This window comes from Flavobacterium wongokense, assembly GCF_021608265.1.
Taxonomy (GTDB): Bacteria; Bacteroidota; Bacteroidia; order Flavobacteriales; family Flavobacteriaceae; genus Flavobacterium; species Flavobacterium wongokense.
On sequence record NZ_JAKIHP010000005.1, the window covers coordinates 93,702 to 110,775 of the forward strand.

A 17,074-nucleotide genomic window follows, 5' to 3' on the forward strand; every position below is an offset into this window, starting at 1 on the left:
AATTCGTTTTAGTTGCGTAAAACCTGAATCATTTTGTGTTTTATAATTCGTTTGCCAATGCAGTAATCCGCTTGATTTCCTGCTCCTTGCTTTTGGGATAGATCATCAACACATTTTCATTGTCCACAATAATGTAATCATCCAAACCATCAATGACAACAAGTTTTTTGGCTTCGGAACGAATGATGTTATTGGATGCATTTTCCAAAATCACAGTCGCATTCACAACCGTGTTATTGTTATCATCCTTATCCAGTTTATCGTGGAGTGAACCCCAGGTTCCCAAATCATTCCAATCAAAAGTAGCAGGAAGCACGTAAACATTTTCTGCCTTTTCCATTACTGCATAATCAATAGAAACATTCTCAGCCTTTTGATAATTCTGATCTATGAATTGTTTTTCATTTGAAGTATTATAACTTTCTGAACCCTGCTGAAACAAGGCATTCATTTGAGGCTGGAATTTCTCGAATGCTTCTGCAATCGATTTTACGCTCCAAATGAAAATACCTCCATTCCAAAGGAAATTTCCAGCTTCCAGGAATGCTTTGGCGGTTTTGTAATCCGGTTTTTCACGAAACTGATTTACTTTCTTAATCGGATTCGGATCCGCCTTATCAAATTCGATATAACCAAAACCTGTATTAGGGTAAGTCGGCTGGATTCCCAAAGTCATCAAGGCGTTTTCCTTTTGGCAGAAATCGAAGCATTGCTGTAAATTCCTAGAAAACTCATCCTCATCCTCAATCCAGTGGTCGCTTGGTGCAACAACCATAACCGCATTAGGGTTTTGTTTTTGGATTTTTAACGAAGCGTACAAAATGCAGGGCGCTGTATTGCGCATCGCTGGTTCCAATAAAACCTGCTCCTGTTTTACCATCGGCAGTTGTTTTAAAACCAAATCATTGTAACGTTCGTTGGTGAGTATCAGGATGTTTTCTACCGGAATCAATTTGGACAAACGGCTGAAAGTCTTTTGTATCAAGGTATCGCCCGAACCAAGCATATCGTGGAATTGCTTTGGAAAATCGGTTGTGCTTACAGGCCAAAATCGCGAACCAACGCCACCAGCCATCAATATTGCGTAATAATTTTTATTCATATGCTCTGTCATTATCTATTTTAAGCAGGCCGTTATCCCTAAAATTGGTAAGGTGGCCTTTTATGGAACTGTAAATTCCTGTTATGGTGCTGTTCTTTTTTGTTGCTTTATTATAAATCTCAATTCCGGTGTCAAAATCGTTTTCTTCCGAATAATAACTCTGATAAATCGTGTATTCGTAATTCCCAATTTCAAAAATCACCTTATCCAGATCCATTGCCAGGTTTTGAACTCCGCCTCCTCTGCTGTAATACGCAAAGGTAAACTTATTCCAACTCTCTTTATTCTTTTCAGGGTATTCTAATTCGATTTTTTTGGAAGTTCCAAATCTATAAATAATATACTTGTCGTTTTTATCTTTTGCCAACACCATTTTTTTGCCTTTTTTGGTTTCAAATGAAAAAAGGATTTCTTCATTGGGCAACAGGTAAGCCTGTCCAAAACCTATTTTGGAAACCAGCAGGAAAAATAAAATGATGTACTGTTTTTTCATAAAATCTTAACTCGGAATTATTTCAACTTCAGCGTTGGCGTTAAACAAATACAATCTTCCTGTTTTTACTTCAAGGCATTCATAACGTTTTACCCGCAGTCCTTTCTTTTGGAAAACCCTGCCGTTTTTGATTCGGAATAAGCTGCCGCTAGGCACTTCGTGTATAAAATATACATCGGGTTTCCTTTCGTCAAATTGTTTCAATGCAAAAGCCAATCGGGCATCAGTATCACTGCTCGCAGTTGGATTCCTGAAATGATTCGCAACCAACGGCAGCACCGAATGCGGGAAAATCTCAGGACGGATAAACGGAACCATCAAGCGCTGAAAGGTTATTTTCCATTCATTGCCATGCGGCTTGATAAACCGCCCATACTTTTCATAGGCAACCAAATGCGCAATTTCATGTACCAAGGTAATCAGGAAACGGTATTTATTCAAATTGGCATTGACTGTGATTTCGTGTTTGCCACCAACCGCACGACGGTAATCCCCATGGCGGGTTTGCCGCTCGTTGACGATTTTGAGGTGCACATTATTTTCCTTAATCAATTCAAAACAAGGAATTACTGCATGTTCGGGTAAATATTTGGATAAGACTTCGCTCAATGAGTTATGAGTTATAAATTATGAGTTATGAATTTTCTTTTGACGTTAAAATTATACTTCTGATGATTTTTAACACTTCTTCACATTCAGGGTAAATAGTTTTGAATTCGTCATTTGAAATATAATTTGTTTCTTTTAAAAGTTCAAGCCAATACATGCTTTCATCACATTCTTTCTGGGAAATAGACAACTTATGAATGAAATCAGCTTTACTCTGGGCATTTAGAGCTTCTCTAACATTTGCTCCTATTGAAGTAATGGAACGTAAAAACTGCTTACTCATTACGAACTCCTTTTTATCCGAAACTAAACTTTTATAAAAATTAACTCCAGAAATAGCCAATTCAAAACTCTTATTCTTAATAATACTTTCACTCATAACTTATAACTCATAATTCATAACTACGGAGTGCTCGATGAAACCTGTATTACTTTTCCGTTTTGGTATTTGTTTCCCGTTAGGGCAAAATTGAAAATATAGTCCGCCATTTCCTTAGCAGAAATTGGTGCCTGATAACCCGGAAACGCTTCATTCAGCATTTCGGTGTTCACCGCTCCGATTGCCAACACATTGAAAGCAATTCCCTGCTCTTTATATTCCTCAGCCAATAATTCTGACAAAGTAATCAAGGCCCCTTTGCTCGAACTATAAGCTGAAAGCCCGGCAAATTTCATGCTGCCCTGTATGCCTCCCATCGAACTGATGGAAACTACGTGGCTTCCGTTTTGCAGAAAAGACAGACAAATGCGGGTTAGATTGGCAACACCAAAAACATTGACTTTATACACATTTTCAAAATCTTCAATCGAGGTTTGTGCAAAAGGCTTGTTGACCAAACTTCCTGCATTATGGATGATAATGTCTACTTTTTTCCAGGTTTGGGATAAAAAATCCTCGACATTTTTCAAGTCCGATTCTTTAGACAAATCAACCGAAAGACAAGTTATGTTCGGGTTTTCAATTAAAGCTTGTGGAGTTTTACGGGAAATCGCCAAAACCTGATGGCCTGCTTTTGCAAACTGTAGTGCCAATTCATAGCCAATGCCTCGCGATGTTCCTGTGATGATAACGTTCTTCATTTGCAATTTTAAGTCTGGTAAATATACTAAAAGTTGAAATGAAACAATTGAAATTTAACGGTAATACTTTCGGTAAAACTTAATTCCCTGAAAAATTCCAAGTCCGAGAAAGACTAATGGAATGATGAGTTGCATTAGGTATTTTGACAAAAATTCGACATTGCTTGCAAAATAATGAAGCGAAAGAATCAATGTCAGCATTCCGCAGAAAGTTCCTGTAACCGTTCCCAAAACATAAAAATACTTTCTTGTTTTTGAAACTTCAATATACTTTCCATTCAGCAGGTACAAATTCCAGCCTGTCCAAAACGGAATCTGGACAAAATTTAGGCAGCTCAATACAATTCCCAACACAAACGGGGAATAATCTAAAGAAGCCATTTCAGTTTTTGATTTGGAACTGAAGTAAAAAACGGCTGCAAGTATAAACATAAACAAGACTGAAAATCCTTCGATGTATTTGGTCAGTTTTTCATTCTTTGCCAATCTATCGGCAAAAACCAACGTAAAATAAATGACCAAAAACTCAATACAGATGACGCCCAATAAGAAGAAAATCGTTGGTCGGAATCCTTCTTTGTTATAAACTTCAAAACCTACAACATTCAAATATCCCAACGGAATGGAACCGAGGAAACTGACCAAAAAACCAACCGCTATGTTTTTGAGGTTTTGCATTAAAAATGTACTATTTTGTTGGATTGCTCCAAATGTAAGCGATACTGTTCCATTCCGTCCTTGTGTGGCAAATAAGGAAAGCCTCGTTTGTGGTTTTCAACGCTGATTTCAAACATATATCGGATGTGCCTTGCCAATTCCTTCCATGCAAAAAACAACGAATGTTTTGGGTCGTAAATGTGTGTGGGTTCGCTTGCAGCGCCATTCAATTCGACAACTGAGAAATTTTTGCCCTGCTCCAATTCTTCCCAGGTGTTGTACATCAAATCCATTCTTCCAAAATAAAACTCAGGAACCTGAAGGCACATTTCGTCAATGACCTGGGTCAATTCTGCCGAAATCAAATGGCTGTAATCCAAAAATTTTGCGCCTCGGGCATGGTTGCCATACGGCACCAGATTTTTCTTTTCATCTTTTGCCAAAATGGTTTTCAGCTGAGTTCCATATTCCTTCTCTAGTGCCTTTAACTGGAACTCAAAACGTGGATTTGTTTTTAGTAATTCTTCTATGGTCGAACAGCCATCACCTTCAATGATGAGGAATTCCTTGGCAACAATCCCGGTAATCTTTCCGTGTTTTTGATGCGGGAAACGAACATAAAAAATCCCAACTTCCTTTTCAAACGGAATCAAATCCTGTACTAAATAATCAAAATCGGCTTTGCTGTGATAGTTTTTTAATTCTTCTTCATTGGTAATCTTTTTAACCGCAGAACCACGCAGCCCAATATCGGGTTTAGCTATAAAAGGAAAATTGATTTTTGAATTTTCGAGGATATCTTCAACAGCATCAAACTGTATTTTTTCCTTGATTAATTTGGTTTTTGGATAATATTGAGGCGGAATCAAATTATAGATTTCCATTTTGCTTTCCATCATGAATCCTCCGTTTTTGATGGTTGGATTGCAGGCATTGAAAAAGAAAATCGACCTCGCTTTTAACGCATAATAAGCCCATAAAAAATAAATAGGAATATAGACAACCTGAAATGGCCAGTATTCCCAATGGAATAATTTATGGAGAAATAGTCTCAAATTTATTTTGAATTTAAACGGATATGAAGGTATTGCTAAAATCCCGTTCCGTAATCAAATCGTTGTAATGGATTGCAACTTTGTTCTTTTCGATTACGGTTTGCGTGATGCTCAAGGTTTTCAACGCCTCATTCCTATTGATAACCAAACCGTGTTCGGTGTTTTCTGTTTCGGTGTACCGATGGAAATTGAAGAGTTCGGTTTCATTGACTTCGGGCTTGGTATCGAGGAAAGTATAAAACCATTTGGCGCGTTTTTCCCTGATTTCCTTTGGATATAAAGTCGATGACGACCAGATATGGCTTTGTGTTGTATCCAATTCAATCGTGCTTTTTTCAACTTCATTCCAGCGCAGCTGATACAACTTTCCGTTTTCAAAAAGCACTAAAGTAAAGGGTTCAATATGGTCTAAATCGATAGCTTTCCATGCTATAATTACCGAATTGCTGCTGATTAGATCGAGGACAATCAAGCCACGGCTTTTTCGATAATTATCTTTTATAAGATGTCTTTCTTCAGCACCATTCAACAAAACCAAAACAGTGGAATGCTCATTAATGGCATACCAGGTTCCTCCTGCCTTTTGATCTTTTGGAAAGATTATTTTTTTGTTATTGATGCTATAATTTTTGGGTTCAATGGCGTTGGGCCTGAGTGTTTTTTCATCACGGTTGGAAGTGATGATTATTTTGCCATTGGCATTTACAAAACTTACTGTGCACATTGTTTTCGGTATTCTATAGTAGAGCGCGCTACGCCAAAATCTTCGTCAATCTGTAAATGTTCCAATTGTAAAACTGCCACTTTGATCAAAGCCTGATGATGGATGCAATGTTCCAGGTTATATAACAACTCCCTGAAATAATTACTGTCAATGCGCAATTCTTCGCCATCAACGATTTGCTGCAATACAAGTGTTTTATCTCCTTTTTCTAATTTATTCTTAACCTCGTCGATGGTCTGCAAAGCAAAATGGGTATCGGACTGGATTCGGTAATCGCGGTTTCTTTTGTCGTAATTCACGATGCCGCTTTCGTATTGATTTTCCAGGCACTGGAACATTTCGATGATATGGCGTGTGTGTTCACCAATGGTCGAATTGCTTAGTCCTTTGCAGGGTGACGTAAAATCATCATTTGAAAGTTGGTTCAGCAACGAAACCAATTCATTTAATGCCTTGTGTAAAGAGGGTATCAGCATATCTTTTGATGTTTCTAATCAGTTACGGATTTTAGCCTTGTTCAGTTTTAGATTTTAAAGTGCAATAAATCGGGTATCTTATTTTTATTTTGGAAAATTAAGATCGCACAACAAAGTAACGTAATTATTGCTAAAGTAAATAATTCTCCTCCATCATTTTTCACAACTATCCCCAACACAAATAAGTGCGAAAAAATAGCGCCAAGCATCGTCCCGAATCCGATTAGTGCGCCAAGTAAAGTCGTTCTTGGAATCAGTATTAAAATAGATGCAATCAATTCGACTATTCCTGAACCAATCCTTCCAAAAGGTTCTATCCCTAATTTGGTGAAGATATAAACGCTTTCTTCTGCTCCGGTAAATTTAAAAAATAAAGTCTGCACAAGGATGATAACAGCGATCAGCTTTACAATCCATATAAATATAGTCTTTCCCATTTTAGTTGATGATTTTTTTCCAGTTAGCATCCGCTTTTTTCTTCAGATTGACTTCGTCTTTGTTCCAGCTTTTCAAAGTATTATTGAAAAACGCATTGTAATACAAATTCAGTTTCCCATCTACGATTTTGAAGGTTTCCGGATTGATTTCCACTTTTTCACCATTGGCTCCCATCGCATAAGCACACCAACCACCATATTGCGGTTCGTAGCCCGCAGGATTTTTTAGAAACGCTTCTTTATTTGCCTGAGTCGAAAAATTATATGTCACGCCTTCATATGTTGTGGCAATGGTTGATTTCCCTTTTACGGCTTTTTTTTGTGTAAAGTAGGCAACAGGATCATAACCCTGAATAGCAAGTTTATTTTCCAGGTTGAAATTGGATACCCTTGTATTTTGGGCAAATGTTGTTGCTGAAAGAAAAGCAACGAAAAGGATTAAAATTTGTTTCTTCATGTCGAATGTTGTTTTGATTATGAAGCAAAATTATAGCGTACTGAAAAAGCAAATTGTCGGATAGTTTACATTTGGGCGCAAATAATTTTTACTCCTTAATTTTCCCGTAATAAATCAAATCTACGACTTCTCCTTTTGTGGTTTTATAATCTTTACGGATTCTGCCTTCGATTTGAAAACCGGCTTTCTCAGCAAGCTTTTGGGCAGCAAAATTACTTTCGTGCGTTCTTAAAAAGAGTTTGGTAAAGCCAAAATGTTCAAAGCAATACTTTACAAATAATGAAAATGCCTTTGATGTAATACCTCTTCCGGCATATTTTTCATCAGTATAACTTCCTAATTCGGCTTTTGGGATATTCCAGTCGATGTTCTTGACGTCGATGAATCCCGCTAATTCATTATTTTCCACATTTACAATCACAAATGGATAATACAGTTTGTCTTCGCGTTTTTGGATTATTTCATTCAGGAAAACTGCTGTATCTTCAAATGTCTTTGTCCGGGAAACAGTTCCGGTAAAGAAATCCTCGAGCCTTTTGCGGTTATTTTCTACCAACGAAAAATAGTTTTGCAAATCACTAAGTTCTAACGGACGAATCCTGAAATGGTCAAAGTTTATCATACTAATTTTAAAATATCCTCAATAATAATTTCTTTCCTTCCGTAATGCATCAGTCCGTTTTCTTCGAGTTCGTTGAGCAATGAGGTCGCCGTCTGCCTCGAAGTGCAGATGATTTGGGCAATGTCATTCTGCGTGAGGTAATTTTCGATTATTACGCGGTTTCCTTCCATTTTCCCATCGCGTTCGGCCCATTCCTTTATAAAGGTAAGCAACCGGGTTTTGGCATCTTTGGAAATCAGATTGGCATAATTGTTTTTGAGGCGTTTCATTTTAAGCCCAACAAATTTGGTATACGATAGCGCCAGGTTTGGATTGCGCAACAGCAAATCTTCAAAATCAGAAAGTGTAAAACTGCAGATGGAGACTTCGCTAGTAAGCGCCTTTGCATATTCGTTGGAATTGCGGTCGTTTTCCAGTTCCAGTTCGCCAAACAAATCACCTTCCTGGATAATATCCTTAATGGTTTCGTTGCCCTCTTCATCGATGGAGACAATTTTAATGTTTCCCCTTTTGAGCAGGAAAACCCGAGGCACATCTGACGAGGAAAAATAAATGATATCGCCTTTTTTGGCTTTCTTAAATCCAACAATGATGCACAACTGCCTGATTTGAGACATGCTCAAAGTCCGAAAAAGCTTGTGGTCACGGAGATACCAGTATTTTAGTTCTTCATACATAAGGTAAATGTAGCAATTTTTCCAAATCAAAAAGCCCTTTCATTTCTGAAAGGGCTTGATGAGTATTAATTTTAAATTTTAAAAGTAGTTCTTCAAAGATATAAAAAAATATTATACCAAACCACGCGAAATTACAATTCTTTGAATTTCTGAAGTTCCTTCATAAATCTGTGTGATTTTGGAGTCACGCATCATACGTTCTACGTGGTATTCCGCCACATATCCATTTCCTCCGTGAATCTGAACCGCGTCATTTGCCACTTCCAAAGCGATTTCAGAAGCGTATAATTTTGCCATTGAACCGGAATGTGCAATATCTTTTCCTTCGTCTTTTTCGCAGGCAGCTTTCATAATCAAAAGTTTTGCCGCTGTAATTTTCACAAACATATCAGCCAATTTGAATGAAATTGCCTGGTGTTTGAAAATTTCCTTTCCGAATGCTTTTCTTTCGTGAGCATATTTCAAAGCCAATTCATAAGCACCTGTTGCAATTCCTAAAGCCTGGGAAGCAATCCCGATCCGTCCACCGTTTAGTACGTTCATCGCAAAATTAAATCCGAAACCGTCAGCACCAATCCTGTTTTCCTTTGGAACCTTAACATCGGTGAACATTAAGGAATGTGTGTCGCTTCCGCGGATTCCCATTTTCTTTTCTTTTGGCCCAATCTCAAATCCTGCCCAACCTTTTTCAACGATAAAAGCGTTGATTCCTTTGTGCCCTTTTTCGATATCGGTTTGTGCAATTACCAAATACGTCGAAGCGGTTCCACCATTGGTAATCCAGTTTTTGGTTCCGTTTAACAAATAGTAATCGCCCATATCCTTTGCGGTTGTTTTTTGCGAACTTGCATCACTACCTGCCTCAGGTTCCGACAAACAAAATGCCCCGATAACCTCACCTTTTGCCAAAGGCACCAAATATTTCATTTTTTGCTCTTCCGAACAGTATTTTTCCATTCCGGCACAAACCAAAGAGTTGTTAACTGACATGATTACAGCTGCAGAAGCATCTACTTTTGCAATTTCGGTCATTGCCAAAACATAGGAAACGCTGTCCAATCCGGCACCGCCATATTTTGGATCTACCATCATTCCCAGGAATCCTAATTCCGCCATCATTTTTACCTGTTCTGTTGGGAACTTCGAATGTTCGTCCCTTTCAATTACGCCAGGCAATAATTCAGCTTGAGCAAAATCTCTCGCTGCTTGTTGAATCATTAACTGTTCTTCGGTTAAATTAAAATCCATAGTATGAAAATTATGTGTTTCTATTCTTTAATTTTGGTGCCCAAAAGTATAATAATAAAGTTAAAATTTCAAACGTTTTCGTAAATTTAGCCAATGCACAAAGAAACTTATAATGTTATTGGAGTTATGTCGGGCACTTCGCTCGACGGTATTGATTTGGCCCACATTCACTTTTCAATTGCGGATGCCAAATGGAGTTTCGAAATCCTGGAAGCGGAAACGGTTTCCTATGACAATGATTGGCTGGAAAAATTCAAAAATGCCGTTGATTTTTCAAAAGAGGATTTGACAAAACTGAATCAGGATTATACGGTGCTTTTAGCAAATGCCATCAAAACATTTATCGAAAAGCATCAAATCGGAAATCTCGATGCGGTTTGTTCGCACGGACACACGATACTACATCAACCTCAGAAGGGTTTCACTTTACAAATTGGTAATTTGCCCGAAATTGCCGAAACCCTGAATCAAACCGTCGTTTGCGATTTTCGGGTTCAGGATGTTGAATTGGGCGGACAGGGCGCACCTTTGGTTCCGATTGGTGATAGGATTCTTTTTTCCGATTATGATTACTGCCTGAATCTTGGCGGATTTTCGAATGTTTCGTTTGAACAGGATGGAAAACGGATTGCGTTTGACATTTCGCCTGTGAATACGGTTTTGAATTTTTATGCCAATAAATTGGGATTGGATTATGATGATAAAGGAATTATTTCAAAATCGGGAACACTCAATGAGGATTTGCTGAATGAATTAAATGCTTTGGATTATTACAAAAAACCATTCCCAAAATCACTTGGATTTGAATATGTCAAGGAAATTGTTTTACCATTGATTGAAAAGCACAGCATTTCGACTGAAGACCAAATGCATACTTTCACAGAGCATCTTGCCTTTCAGGTTTCGCAGGCTTTGCCCAATAAAACGGGAAAACTTTTAGCAACAGGTGGTGGTGCCTACAATGATTTTTTAATCGCACGAATAAAATTTTGGTTACCCAATTTGGAAATCATAATTCCCGATAAGAAAACACTTGAGTTTAAGGAAGCCTTGATTTTTGCGTTGCTTGGCGTATTAAAGCTCCGAAACGAAATCAATGTTTTGAGTAGTGTTACCGGAGCCAAACAGGACCATTCTTCGGGGGTTGTTTTTTTAAGTTGAATTTAAGAAAAGTGCTTTTTGCTTTTTCATACATTAGCTTTTCAAACCAAAAAATTTTTAATACTATGAGAAAACTACTATTTGCTGTAATAGCATTATTAGGATTGACTTTGAGTGTAAATGCTCAGGATAAATCAAAAAAAGCGGCTGCAAAACCAGCTACCGAAACAAAAGCACCTTTGAAAAAGGACGGAACTCCGGACAAACGCTATAAGGAGAATCAGGCTCCAAAGGCTCCACTTAAAAAAGACGGTACGCCGGACAAACGTTACAAGGAAAACAAAGCTCCGAAAGCGCCTGTAAAAAAAGACGGAACTCCGGACAAAAGATATAAAGAGAACAAAAAATAATTATAAAAAACGCCACTCAATAAGTGGCGTTTTTAACTTAACTAATTTAAATCACTACAATCACTCCTTTATTATCTTTATTGTTTTACTGCCATTTTTGGTAGCTGCTTTTACAAAATATACACCGCTGCTCAATGTCGACAAATCTATTTTTTGGATTGGGGTCTCTGATTTTTCTGAAAATACAATTTGTCCACTAATCGTATAGACAGAAACTGAGATTATTGAATCCATCGCCGTTAGATTTAAAATATCCCTGACAGGATTTGGGAAAACACTTACATGCGCCATGCCAGGATTACTGGTTCCTAAACTGTCGGGCAATTGAACACGGAAAGTAAAAAGTTCACCCCATTCACTGGCATCAAAATCAACGCCCCATCCTACAATATACCTACCATTTTCCGACATCGAATTCGGAATGAAAATCAATTTATTCCCCAAATCCGTTGCCAATGCATTCTCTACGTAAGCATTAAATTCCTGAAGTCCACCGGTTGGTGTCCATATAAAAGGAACAGTAGGATCAAAGGGACCAATGTCAAACCATCCGATGACCATAGTTCCGTCATGATTTATCGAAGCCACATAACCTGTGCCATTTCCTCCTGTCAGGCTGCCCAAATTAATGACTCCAGTGCTCTGGCTCCATATCCAAGGCTCATTATTATTTGCATAATCCCCGATACCGCCAATCCAGTTACCATCACTGGAAACAGCGCTACATTCCCCTAATTGATTGTATTCGTCCGTAGCACTTCCATTGGGATTGATTAATAAGAACTCATTTGGAAAATATCCTCCAGCTGGATTTTTTCTCCATACTGCCGATTTCCATGGACCATTAAGGTCCTGCCATCCTACAACCACATTTCCGTCATGGCTGACAGCATTAGCCCTTGTACTCCTGTTTGTGCTATCATAAAGACTCCCAAGATCCATAAATCCTTCAGCTGCTGACCATGCCACAGAATGACCGAATAGGGTTGTCCCGTTACCAACCGCAGGATTTGCCCAGGAAAGGCCAACCAGCGTATTTCCATCCCCAGAGATATCAAAACCACCACTTACATTGCCATCTACGTTAATGCCCAGGCTGCCTAAATTTGTCCATTGGTTATTGGTAATATCGTAGCGGGCCATTTCGGTTCTTGTGCTATTTGGAATCAATGATTTTTTATAAAAATTCCCCTGAGAACCACAAACATGGATATCAGTACCCGTAACCGCAATGTCATATAAGGCGGGTTCAGCATTGAACAATGTTTCATTTGCCCAGTTCCAGGTTGTGCCACCATCGTTAGATTCAAATATTAAATCTGGTGTTCCAACAAGTATAAGATTGTTTGCTGTTGTCCAGGCAACGTCTCTCCAAATCATCCCTTCAGTCATTGGAGATATACTTGATTGTGTCCAGGTTTCGCCACCATCAATGGTTTTAAGGATATAAGTTTCACACGTTACTATTGCCGTCATTTCATCATAAAAATTAATCCCCACCAATAAATTGGCCGGATTGTTATAAATCGTTGTCCAGCTCAAGCCTAAATCAGTTGATTTTTGAATAGTACCACCATTAGTAATTAAAAAATAAACACCTCCTATATGCGTTATCTTATAAGGGATTCCTTCAAGTCCTGTTGCGGTTGTCCAGGTATCACCCCCATCATTCGTTATATAAAGAGCGGGGCTGTCGTCCAATTGAGCTCCAACAATTCCGTTGCTTTCATCCATAAAATCAATACTGGTGTAGATGTAAACAGAATCACTACCTCCTGGAGTTAACGCTGTCCATGACATTCCCGAATTGATCGTTTTGGCGCAATATTGATTCCAGCCACAAACATAGCCTGTAGAAAAATTGACAAAGCTCATCGATTCAATGCCTCTGTGAGAGTTGTCTGTCCAAACAGGAGTCCAGGTTTCACCACCGTTTATGGTCCTCAATACAATGCCGTTCCCATTAGACGTGTATTGTTGACCAGCAGCAAAACCAACCCTATCCTGGTTGTCCGGAAAAGCAATGCTTCTGTAAATGTACTGATTCGACGCCAATACATTCCTTTGCCATTCCATTGATAAAGGAGTAACAATATTATTGGTCCCTGAAAGCAAATTACCATTTGAGGAAAATTCGGCACTACCACCGATACCGAATCCAGGGGCTGCACCACCTATCTGTTGTACAGTATTTGTTTCAGGGAACCATAATGAGTAAGGACCAGCCTGAGCTTCATAACCGGATACCGTTCCCTGATTGGAAACACCACAGGTTTCATAAAAAGTGTCCTTAATTAAAAATTGGGCAAATAAATTATTGGCAAAAAGAAAGCATGCCAATAGCATCATAGAAGTAGTTTTTTTCATAGTTGTCATAGATTTAGTAAACTTATGAGACAAACTTATCTCAAATGACACTATGAAAAAAGACAAAGACTTTTCAAATTCACGAAATTCGATACAGCAAAACAACAATTAAACAATTGAAAAACAAATACTTATGGCATTTAAAAAAATACTATTATGGATTTCTATTTTCGAGTTCTTTTCTTTCTATTTCCAGTTTTTTGAGTTTAAAATGAAGAGTCCTTGTTTCAAAAAACAGGAATAACAGGAGTAATATAAGCAGTATTATAAATGCTATTTTGTAGCAAATTGTCTTTGTTTTTATTTGGCCTGTTGCTGTTTCACCATTCTTTTTAATCTGGAAAAGCAGCTTATTGATGGATTGGCTCTCGGTCGCATTGATTGTTTTGATGGTTTGCTGGCATTTTGTAGCATATAAATGGTGTTTTTCACTATTATTTTGTGCCAGGTAATTATCAGATAATCCCTGATAAATGCCTTGATTTAAAATCAGGTCATTGCTATCGGTGGATGTTTTTAAGGCTTGCGTTAGTTGGTTAATGGACTCATCGTAATTGCCTTCAAGCGTATTGACTTCACCCAGGCCTTTATATCCGTAAGCCACCAAGGTTTTGGCATCAATTATCTTACCATATCTTATGGCCTGTGTGTAACAGATTTTGGCTGAATCCAACTGATTGGAATTCGTAAAACAATTAGCTTTATTACTGCATATCACGCTCAAATTAGCATTTATTAAAGGATCATCGAGTGACTTCTTATAATAATAAAGCGCCTTGTTAAAGTAATCATTGGCAATATCACAACTCATCTGTTCACGGTAAATGAATGCCCTTGATGCATAGTTGAATCCAAGTAATTTATCAAATGATTTGGTTTGCCTGGATTTGGTTGCTATCTGCAATCCTTTATCAAGATAAATCAATGCCTTGTCGTATAATTTTAACTGCTGGTACTGCAGCCCAATTCGATTGTAAATCCTGGCCTTAAAAAAGTCATCTTCCACTTTAGGCAATAATCTTAATGCCTTGGTAGCGTAATACAAGGATTTTGTATAATTCCTTTTGGAAGAATAAGCCGTAGAAATCAGTATTGAAAACTGTATTTTGTTTTCTGTTGTAATATTGTCAGATTCGATGATTCTTTCTGCCTGAGCAATGACTTTGTCGGGGTTCTTGTATAAATCGTAATTAATGACTTTCAAAAGGCTGTCAATTTCCTTCTGTCCATACATTGAGGTACAGCAACATGCTAACATTAAAACCAAGAAGCGAATATGCAATTTTTTACTTTTCATACTGGTTTAATTTAGGCTAAAAACATTGTTCTCCTCTATTTTGTCCTGAGTCAGGAACTGGATAAAAACATTAGGTGTAATCCCGGTAATGTTCTTAAATACTGTCGAAAAACTACTGTGCGTAGAAAAACCGCATTCTTCTGCCAAATAACTGACTTTATAAGAAAGATAAATTGGGTCGGTTTTGAGTTTGTTAACGATATAGTGAATTCGCAACTCATTAATATAGACATTGAAATTCTTCTCTTTGTACTGATTGATAACCTCCGAAAGATATTTAGTATTGGTATCAAACTGCGAAGCCAACTGCGCCAACGATATATCCTTGCTTAAGTATTTATTGCCGGTTTCAAATTTGGCCAACTTACTCAACAATAATTCATCGGTTTCCTTGGGTCTCTGATTGCTTTTCAGAATAAGTTTTTCAGGTGCATCAGGCTTAATTTCTGTAGCCTTGATTAGTTTGAGGTAATTGACTATATTAGAAGTGTAATTAATACGTGTTTGGTATTGCCATCTGATAAAAAGCCATACAAATGCGACAATAACTACAGCAATTCCTAAAACCCAAAGAAGGCGGTTTTCATGTTCCTGGACTAATGTTACATTTTCAGATTCCTCATTCTGCAGTTTGTCAAAAGCAGCATTGACAGCCAACGTTTTTTCGGTGTTTAATAAGTTGTTTGCTACCGAAGCCTTTAGGCTAAACTCACGATACTTTTCCTTGTCTTTTAACGCCAGGTAATTTTTGGCCCACTTTTCGTAAATCGCTGCATCAAAGTAAGGATTTTTGAATATTGTGGCTCTTTCAAATGCTGCTTTTAGTGCCTTTACAGCATTCTGATAATTCCCAGTTTTAAAATCACAATCACTGTAATGAAGATCGGCAATCATTTCCCAATAAATATTTTTTGCATTATTTGTAATGTCCCGGCTAAAATAGAACGCCGCGGAATCTACTTTTTCGTTTTCAAGATATTTTTCAGCTAATTGGGTGGTTATAGTGCCTTTTGCCAAAGACGCATAATCGTTGATTTGATTTGGATTGGTTTCTTTTAGTAAACGGAGGTAGGTGTCAATACCTGTATAGGATTTTGCATATAAGAGTTCGTAGTTTTTTATTTTCTTCTCCCATTTAATATCGCCATTTGCCATTTTTTTTGCAATGGCAATGTATTCCGACGATGCTTCATATAGGTCTAAAAAACTAAAAATTTCTGCTGCCTGGAGTAAGGTCTCAATTTTAATGCTTTTGTCGTCAATTTGCGATAACTGTTTCACAGCTAACATAACATTATCTACAGCCAAGGCATACTTTCCTGTAACGAAATAATAATTGGCCAATAACGAATTGCATTGAACAAGCACCTTATTCGAATAATCATAATTGTGAAGAATGTATTCTGTTATTTTTAGGCTTTGACCCGGATTGATATACAATTCAATTTTCGCTTTTTGTATCAGCGTACTTGTCTCTTCTCCTTTTTGCGAAAACAAAAAAGATGTCCCAATTAGAAAAGTTGCCATACAGACTAAAAACTTGCGCATAAGTTGAGTGGTTGTATAACAAAAATAAATTATTTCACCCAATAAACGAGGCTCTCGCCACGCTTTTTTAACAGTTATTTATTTAAGTGAAAATAATTTTTAAATCACTAAAAAACAGTCGTTTATGCAATTTTTTTCAATGCCAAATTTCACGAATTTCAAAAGACAATCATTATTATAATCGCAACATTTACAATAGCTTGCACCGAATTAAAACAACTAAACCAGAATGTTATGGAATATAATTATGCCTTTTTGCTGATTGAAGATAATGTAATTGACCAGATTATATCCAGCCATATTTTAAAAATGGCATTTTCATCCCCAAAAATAAGTATTGTCAACAATGGTAAAGAGGCAATTTATTGGTTAAAAGCAAATAGGGAAAAATTGAATAAACCGCTTATTATCCTGTCAGATATTACGATGCCGGTAATGGATGGATTCCAGTTCCTTGCCAAATATGACAAACTTCCGGATGAAATTAAAAAAGGAACGCAAATCTTCATGCTTTCGTCAACACTTTGCATAAAGGAAATTAAAAAAGGCAGGAACAATCCTTATGTCAAGGACGTGTTGTGCAAACCGCTGCCGATAGAAAATTTTCTTGGAATGATCCATCCTGAACACAAACATATATCCACAAGTTCTGTTTTCCCTAATTAATAAAAAAACGCCACTCAATAAGTGGCGTTTTTAATTCTACAAATCTTT

20 protein-coding genes are annotated in these 17,074 nt (G+C 37.4%); 3 read left to right on the forward strand and 17 right to left on the reverse strand.

Features of this window, described 5'->3' with window-relative positions:
- Nucleotides 1–40 precede the first annotated feature (40 nt).
- From L1S31_RS12560 to L1S31_RS12625, 14 genes are all read right to left on the reverse strand, one after another.
- Nucleotides 41–1,102 (reverse strand): mannose-1-phosphate guanylyltransferase, encoded by a 1,062-nt coding sequence (locus L1S31_RS12560; protein ID WP_236465082.1) that lies wholly within the window; start codon nt 1,100–1,102, stop codon nt 41–43.
- Nucleotides 1,095–1,595 (reverse strand): hypothetical protein, encoded by a 501-nt coding sequence (locus L1S31_RS12565; RefSeq protein WP_236465083.1) that lies wholly within the window; start codon nt 1,593–1,595, stop codon nt 1,095–1,097. The genes L1S31_RS12560 and L1S31_RS12565 overlap by 8 nt, the downstream gene beginning before the upstream one ends.
- Nucleotides 1,596–1,601: 6 nt before the next feature.
- A complete protein-coding gene (locus L1S31_RS12570; RefSeq protein WP_236465084.1) occupies nt 1,602–2,204 on the reverse strand; it encodes a SprT-like domain-containing protein in 603 nt (200 codons plus the stop codon).
- A 25-nt stretch (nt 2,205–2,229) separates the two neighbouring features.
- Nucleotides 2,230–2,583, reverse strand: coding sequence for a four helix bundle protein (locus L1S31_RS12575; RefSeq protein WP_236465085.1), 354 nt, complete (start codon nt 2,581–2,583; stop codon nt 2,230–2,232).
- A gap of 23 nt (nt 2,584–2,606) precedes the next feature.
- A complete protein-coding gene (locus L1S31_RS12580; protein ID WP_236465086.1) occupies nt 2,607–3,284 on the reverse strand; it encodes an SDR family NAD(P)-dependent oxidoreductase in 678 nt (225 codons plus the stop codon).
- 54 nt (nt 3,285–3,338) lie between these two features.
- Nucleotides 3,339–3,962 carry a hypothetical protein gene (locus L1S31_RS12585; protein ID WP_236465087.1) on the reverse strand — a complete coding sequence of 208 codons (624 nt, stop codon included), beginning with the start codon at nt 3,960–3,962 and terminating at the stop codon, nt 3,339–3,341.
- Nucleotides 3,962–4,996, reverse strand: a complete 1,035-nt coding sequence (locus L1S31_RS12590; RefSeq protein WP_236465088.1) for an ATP-grasp domain-containing protein — start codon at nt 4,994–4,996, stop codon at nt 3,962–3,964. Before L1S31_RS12590 ends, L1S31_RS12585 begins: the two co-directional genes overlap by 1 nt.
- Nucleotides 4,997–5,009: 13 nt before the next feature.
- The gene (locus L1S31_RS12595; protein ID WP_236465089.1) at nt 5,010–5,720 is read right to left on the reverse strand and encodes an NRDE family protein; all 711 of its coding nucleotides are present in this window, start codon (nt 5,718–5,720) and stop codon (nt 5,010–5,012) included.
- Nucleotides 5,708–6,196 carry a DinB family protein gene (locus L1S31_RS12600; protein WP_236465090.1) on the reverse strand — a complete coding sequence of 163 codons (489 nt, stop codon included), beginning with the start codon at nt 6,194–6,196 and terminating at the stop codon, nt 5,708–5,710. Before L1S31_RS12600 ends, L1S31_RS12595 begins: the two co-directional genes overlap by 13 nt.
- A gap of 47 nt (nt 6,197–6,243) precedes the next feature.
- Nucleotides 6,244–6,633, reverse strand: a complete 390-nt coding sequence (locus L1S31_RS12605; protein WP_236465091.1) for a DoxX family membrane protein — start codon at nt 6,631–6,633, stop codon at nt 6,244–6,246.
- A gap of 1 nt (nt 6,634) precedes the next feature.
- On the reverse strand, nt 6,635–7,090 hold the full coding sequence (locus tag L1S31_RS12610; protein ID WP_236465092.1) for a YHS domain-containing (seleno)protein: 456 nt from the start codon (nt 7,088–7,090) through the stop codon (nt 6,635–6,637).
- An 88-nt stretch (nt 7,091–7,178) separates the two neighbouring features.
- A complete protein-coding gene (locus L1S31_RS12615; RefSeq protein ID WP_236465093.1) occupies nt 7,179–7,712 on the reverse strand; it encodes a GNAT family N-acetyltransferase in 534 nt (177 codons plus the stop codon).
- Nucleotides 7,709–8,389: a Crp/Fnr family transcriptional regulator gene (locus L1S31_RS12620; RefSeq protein ID WP_236465094.1), complete on the reverse strand. Its 681-nt coding sequence runs from the start codon at nt 8,387–8,389 to the stop codon at nt 7,709–7,711. The genes L1S31_RS12615 and L1S31_RS12620 overlap by 4 nt, the downstream gene beginning before the upstream one ends.
- Nucleotides 8,390–8,500: 111 nt before the next feature.
- Entirely contained in the window at nt 8,501–9,637 is a 1,137-nt protein-coding gene (locus L1S31_RS12625) for an acyl-CoA dehydrogenase family protein (protein ID WP_236465095.1), read from the reverse strand.
- 93 nt (nt 9,638–9,730) lie between these two features.
- Here L1S31_RS12625 and L1S31_RS12630 point away from each other — a divergent pair, with 93 nt between their 5' ends.
- Both L1S31_RS12630 and L1S31_RS12635 read left to right on the forward strand, forming a co-directional pair.
- Nucleotides 9,731–10,798, forward strand: coding sequence for an anhydro-N-acetylmuramic acid kinase (locus tag L1S31_RS12630; protein WP_236465096.1), 1,068 nt, complete (start codon nt 9,731–9,733; stop codon nt 10,796–10,798).
- Nucleotides 10,799–10,863: 65 nt separating this feature from the next.
- Nucleotides 10,864–11,148 (forward strand): hypothetical protein, encoded by a 285-nt coding sequence (locus L1S31_RS12635; protein WP_236465098.1) that lies wholly within the window; start codon nt 10,864–10,866, stop codon nt 11,146–11,148.
- A gap of 60 nt (nt 11,149–11,208) precedes the next feature.
- On the opposite strand, the gene L1S31_RS12640 is transcribed toward L1S31_RS12635, so the two are convergent.
- From L1S31_RS12640 to L1S31_RS12650, 3 genes are all read right to left on the reverse strand, one after another.
- Nucleotides 11,209–13,515: a YCF48-related protein gene (locus tag L1S31_RS12640; protein ID WP_236465099.1), complete on the reverse strand. Its 2,307-nt coding sequence runs from the start codon at nt 13,513–13,515 to the stop codon at nt 11,209–11,211.
- A gap of 154 nt (nt 13,516–13,669) precedes the next feature.
- Nucleotides 13,670–14,812, reverse strand: a complete 1,143-nt coding sequence (locus L1S31_RS12645; protein ID WP_236465100.1) for a tetratricopeptide repeat protein — start codon at nt 14,810–14,812, stop codon at nt 13,670–13,672.
- A gap of 6 nt (nt 14,813–14,818) precedes the next feature.
- Nucleotides 14,819–16,339, reverse strand: a complete 1,521-nt coding sequence (locus tag L1S31_RS12650) for a helix-turn-helix domain-containing protein (RefSeq protein WP_236465101.1) — start codon at nt 16,337–16,339, stop codon at nt 14,819–14,821.
- A gap of 255 nt (nt 16,340–16,594) precedes the next feature.
- On the opposite strand from L1S31_RS12650, the gene L1S31_RS12655 reads away from it, so the two are divergent.
- A complete protein-coding gene (locus tag L1S31_RS12655) occupies nt 16,595–17,026 on the forward strand; it encodes a response regulator (RefSeq protein ID WP_236465102.1) in 432 nt (143 codons plus the stop codon).
- The last annotated feature ends 48 nt before the right edge of the window (nt 17,027–17,074 follow it).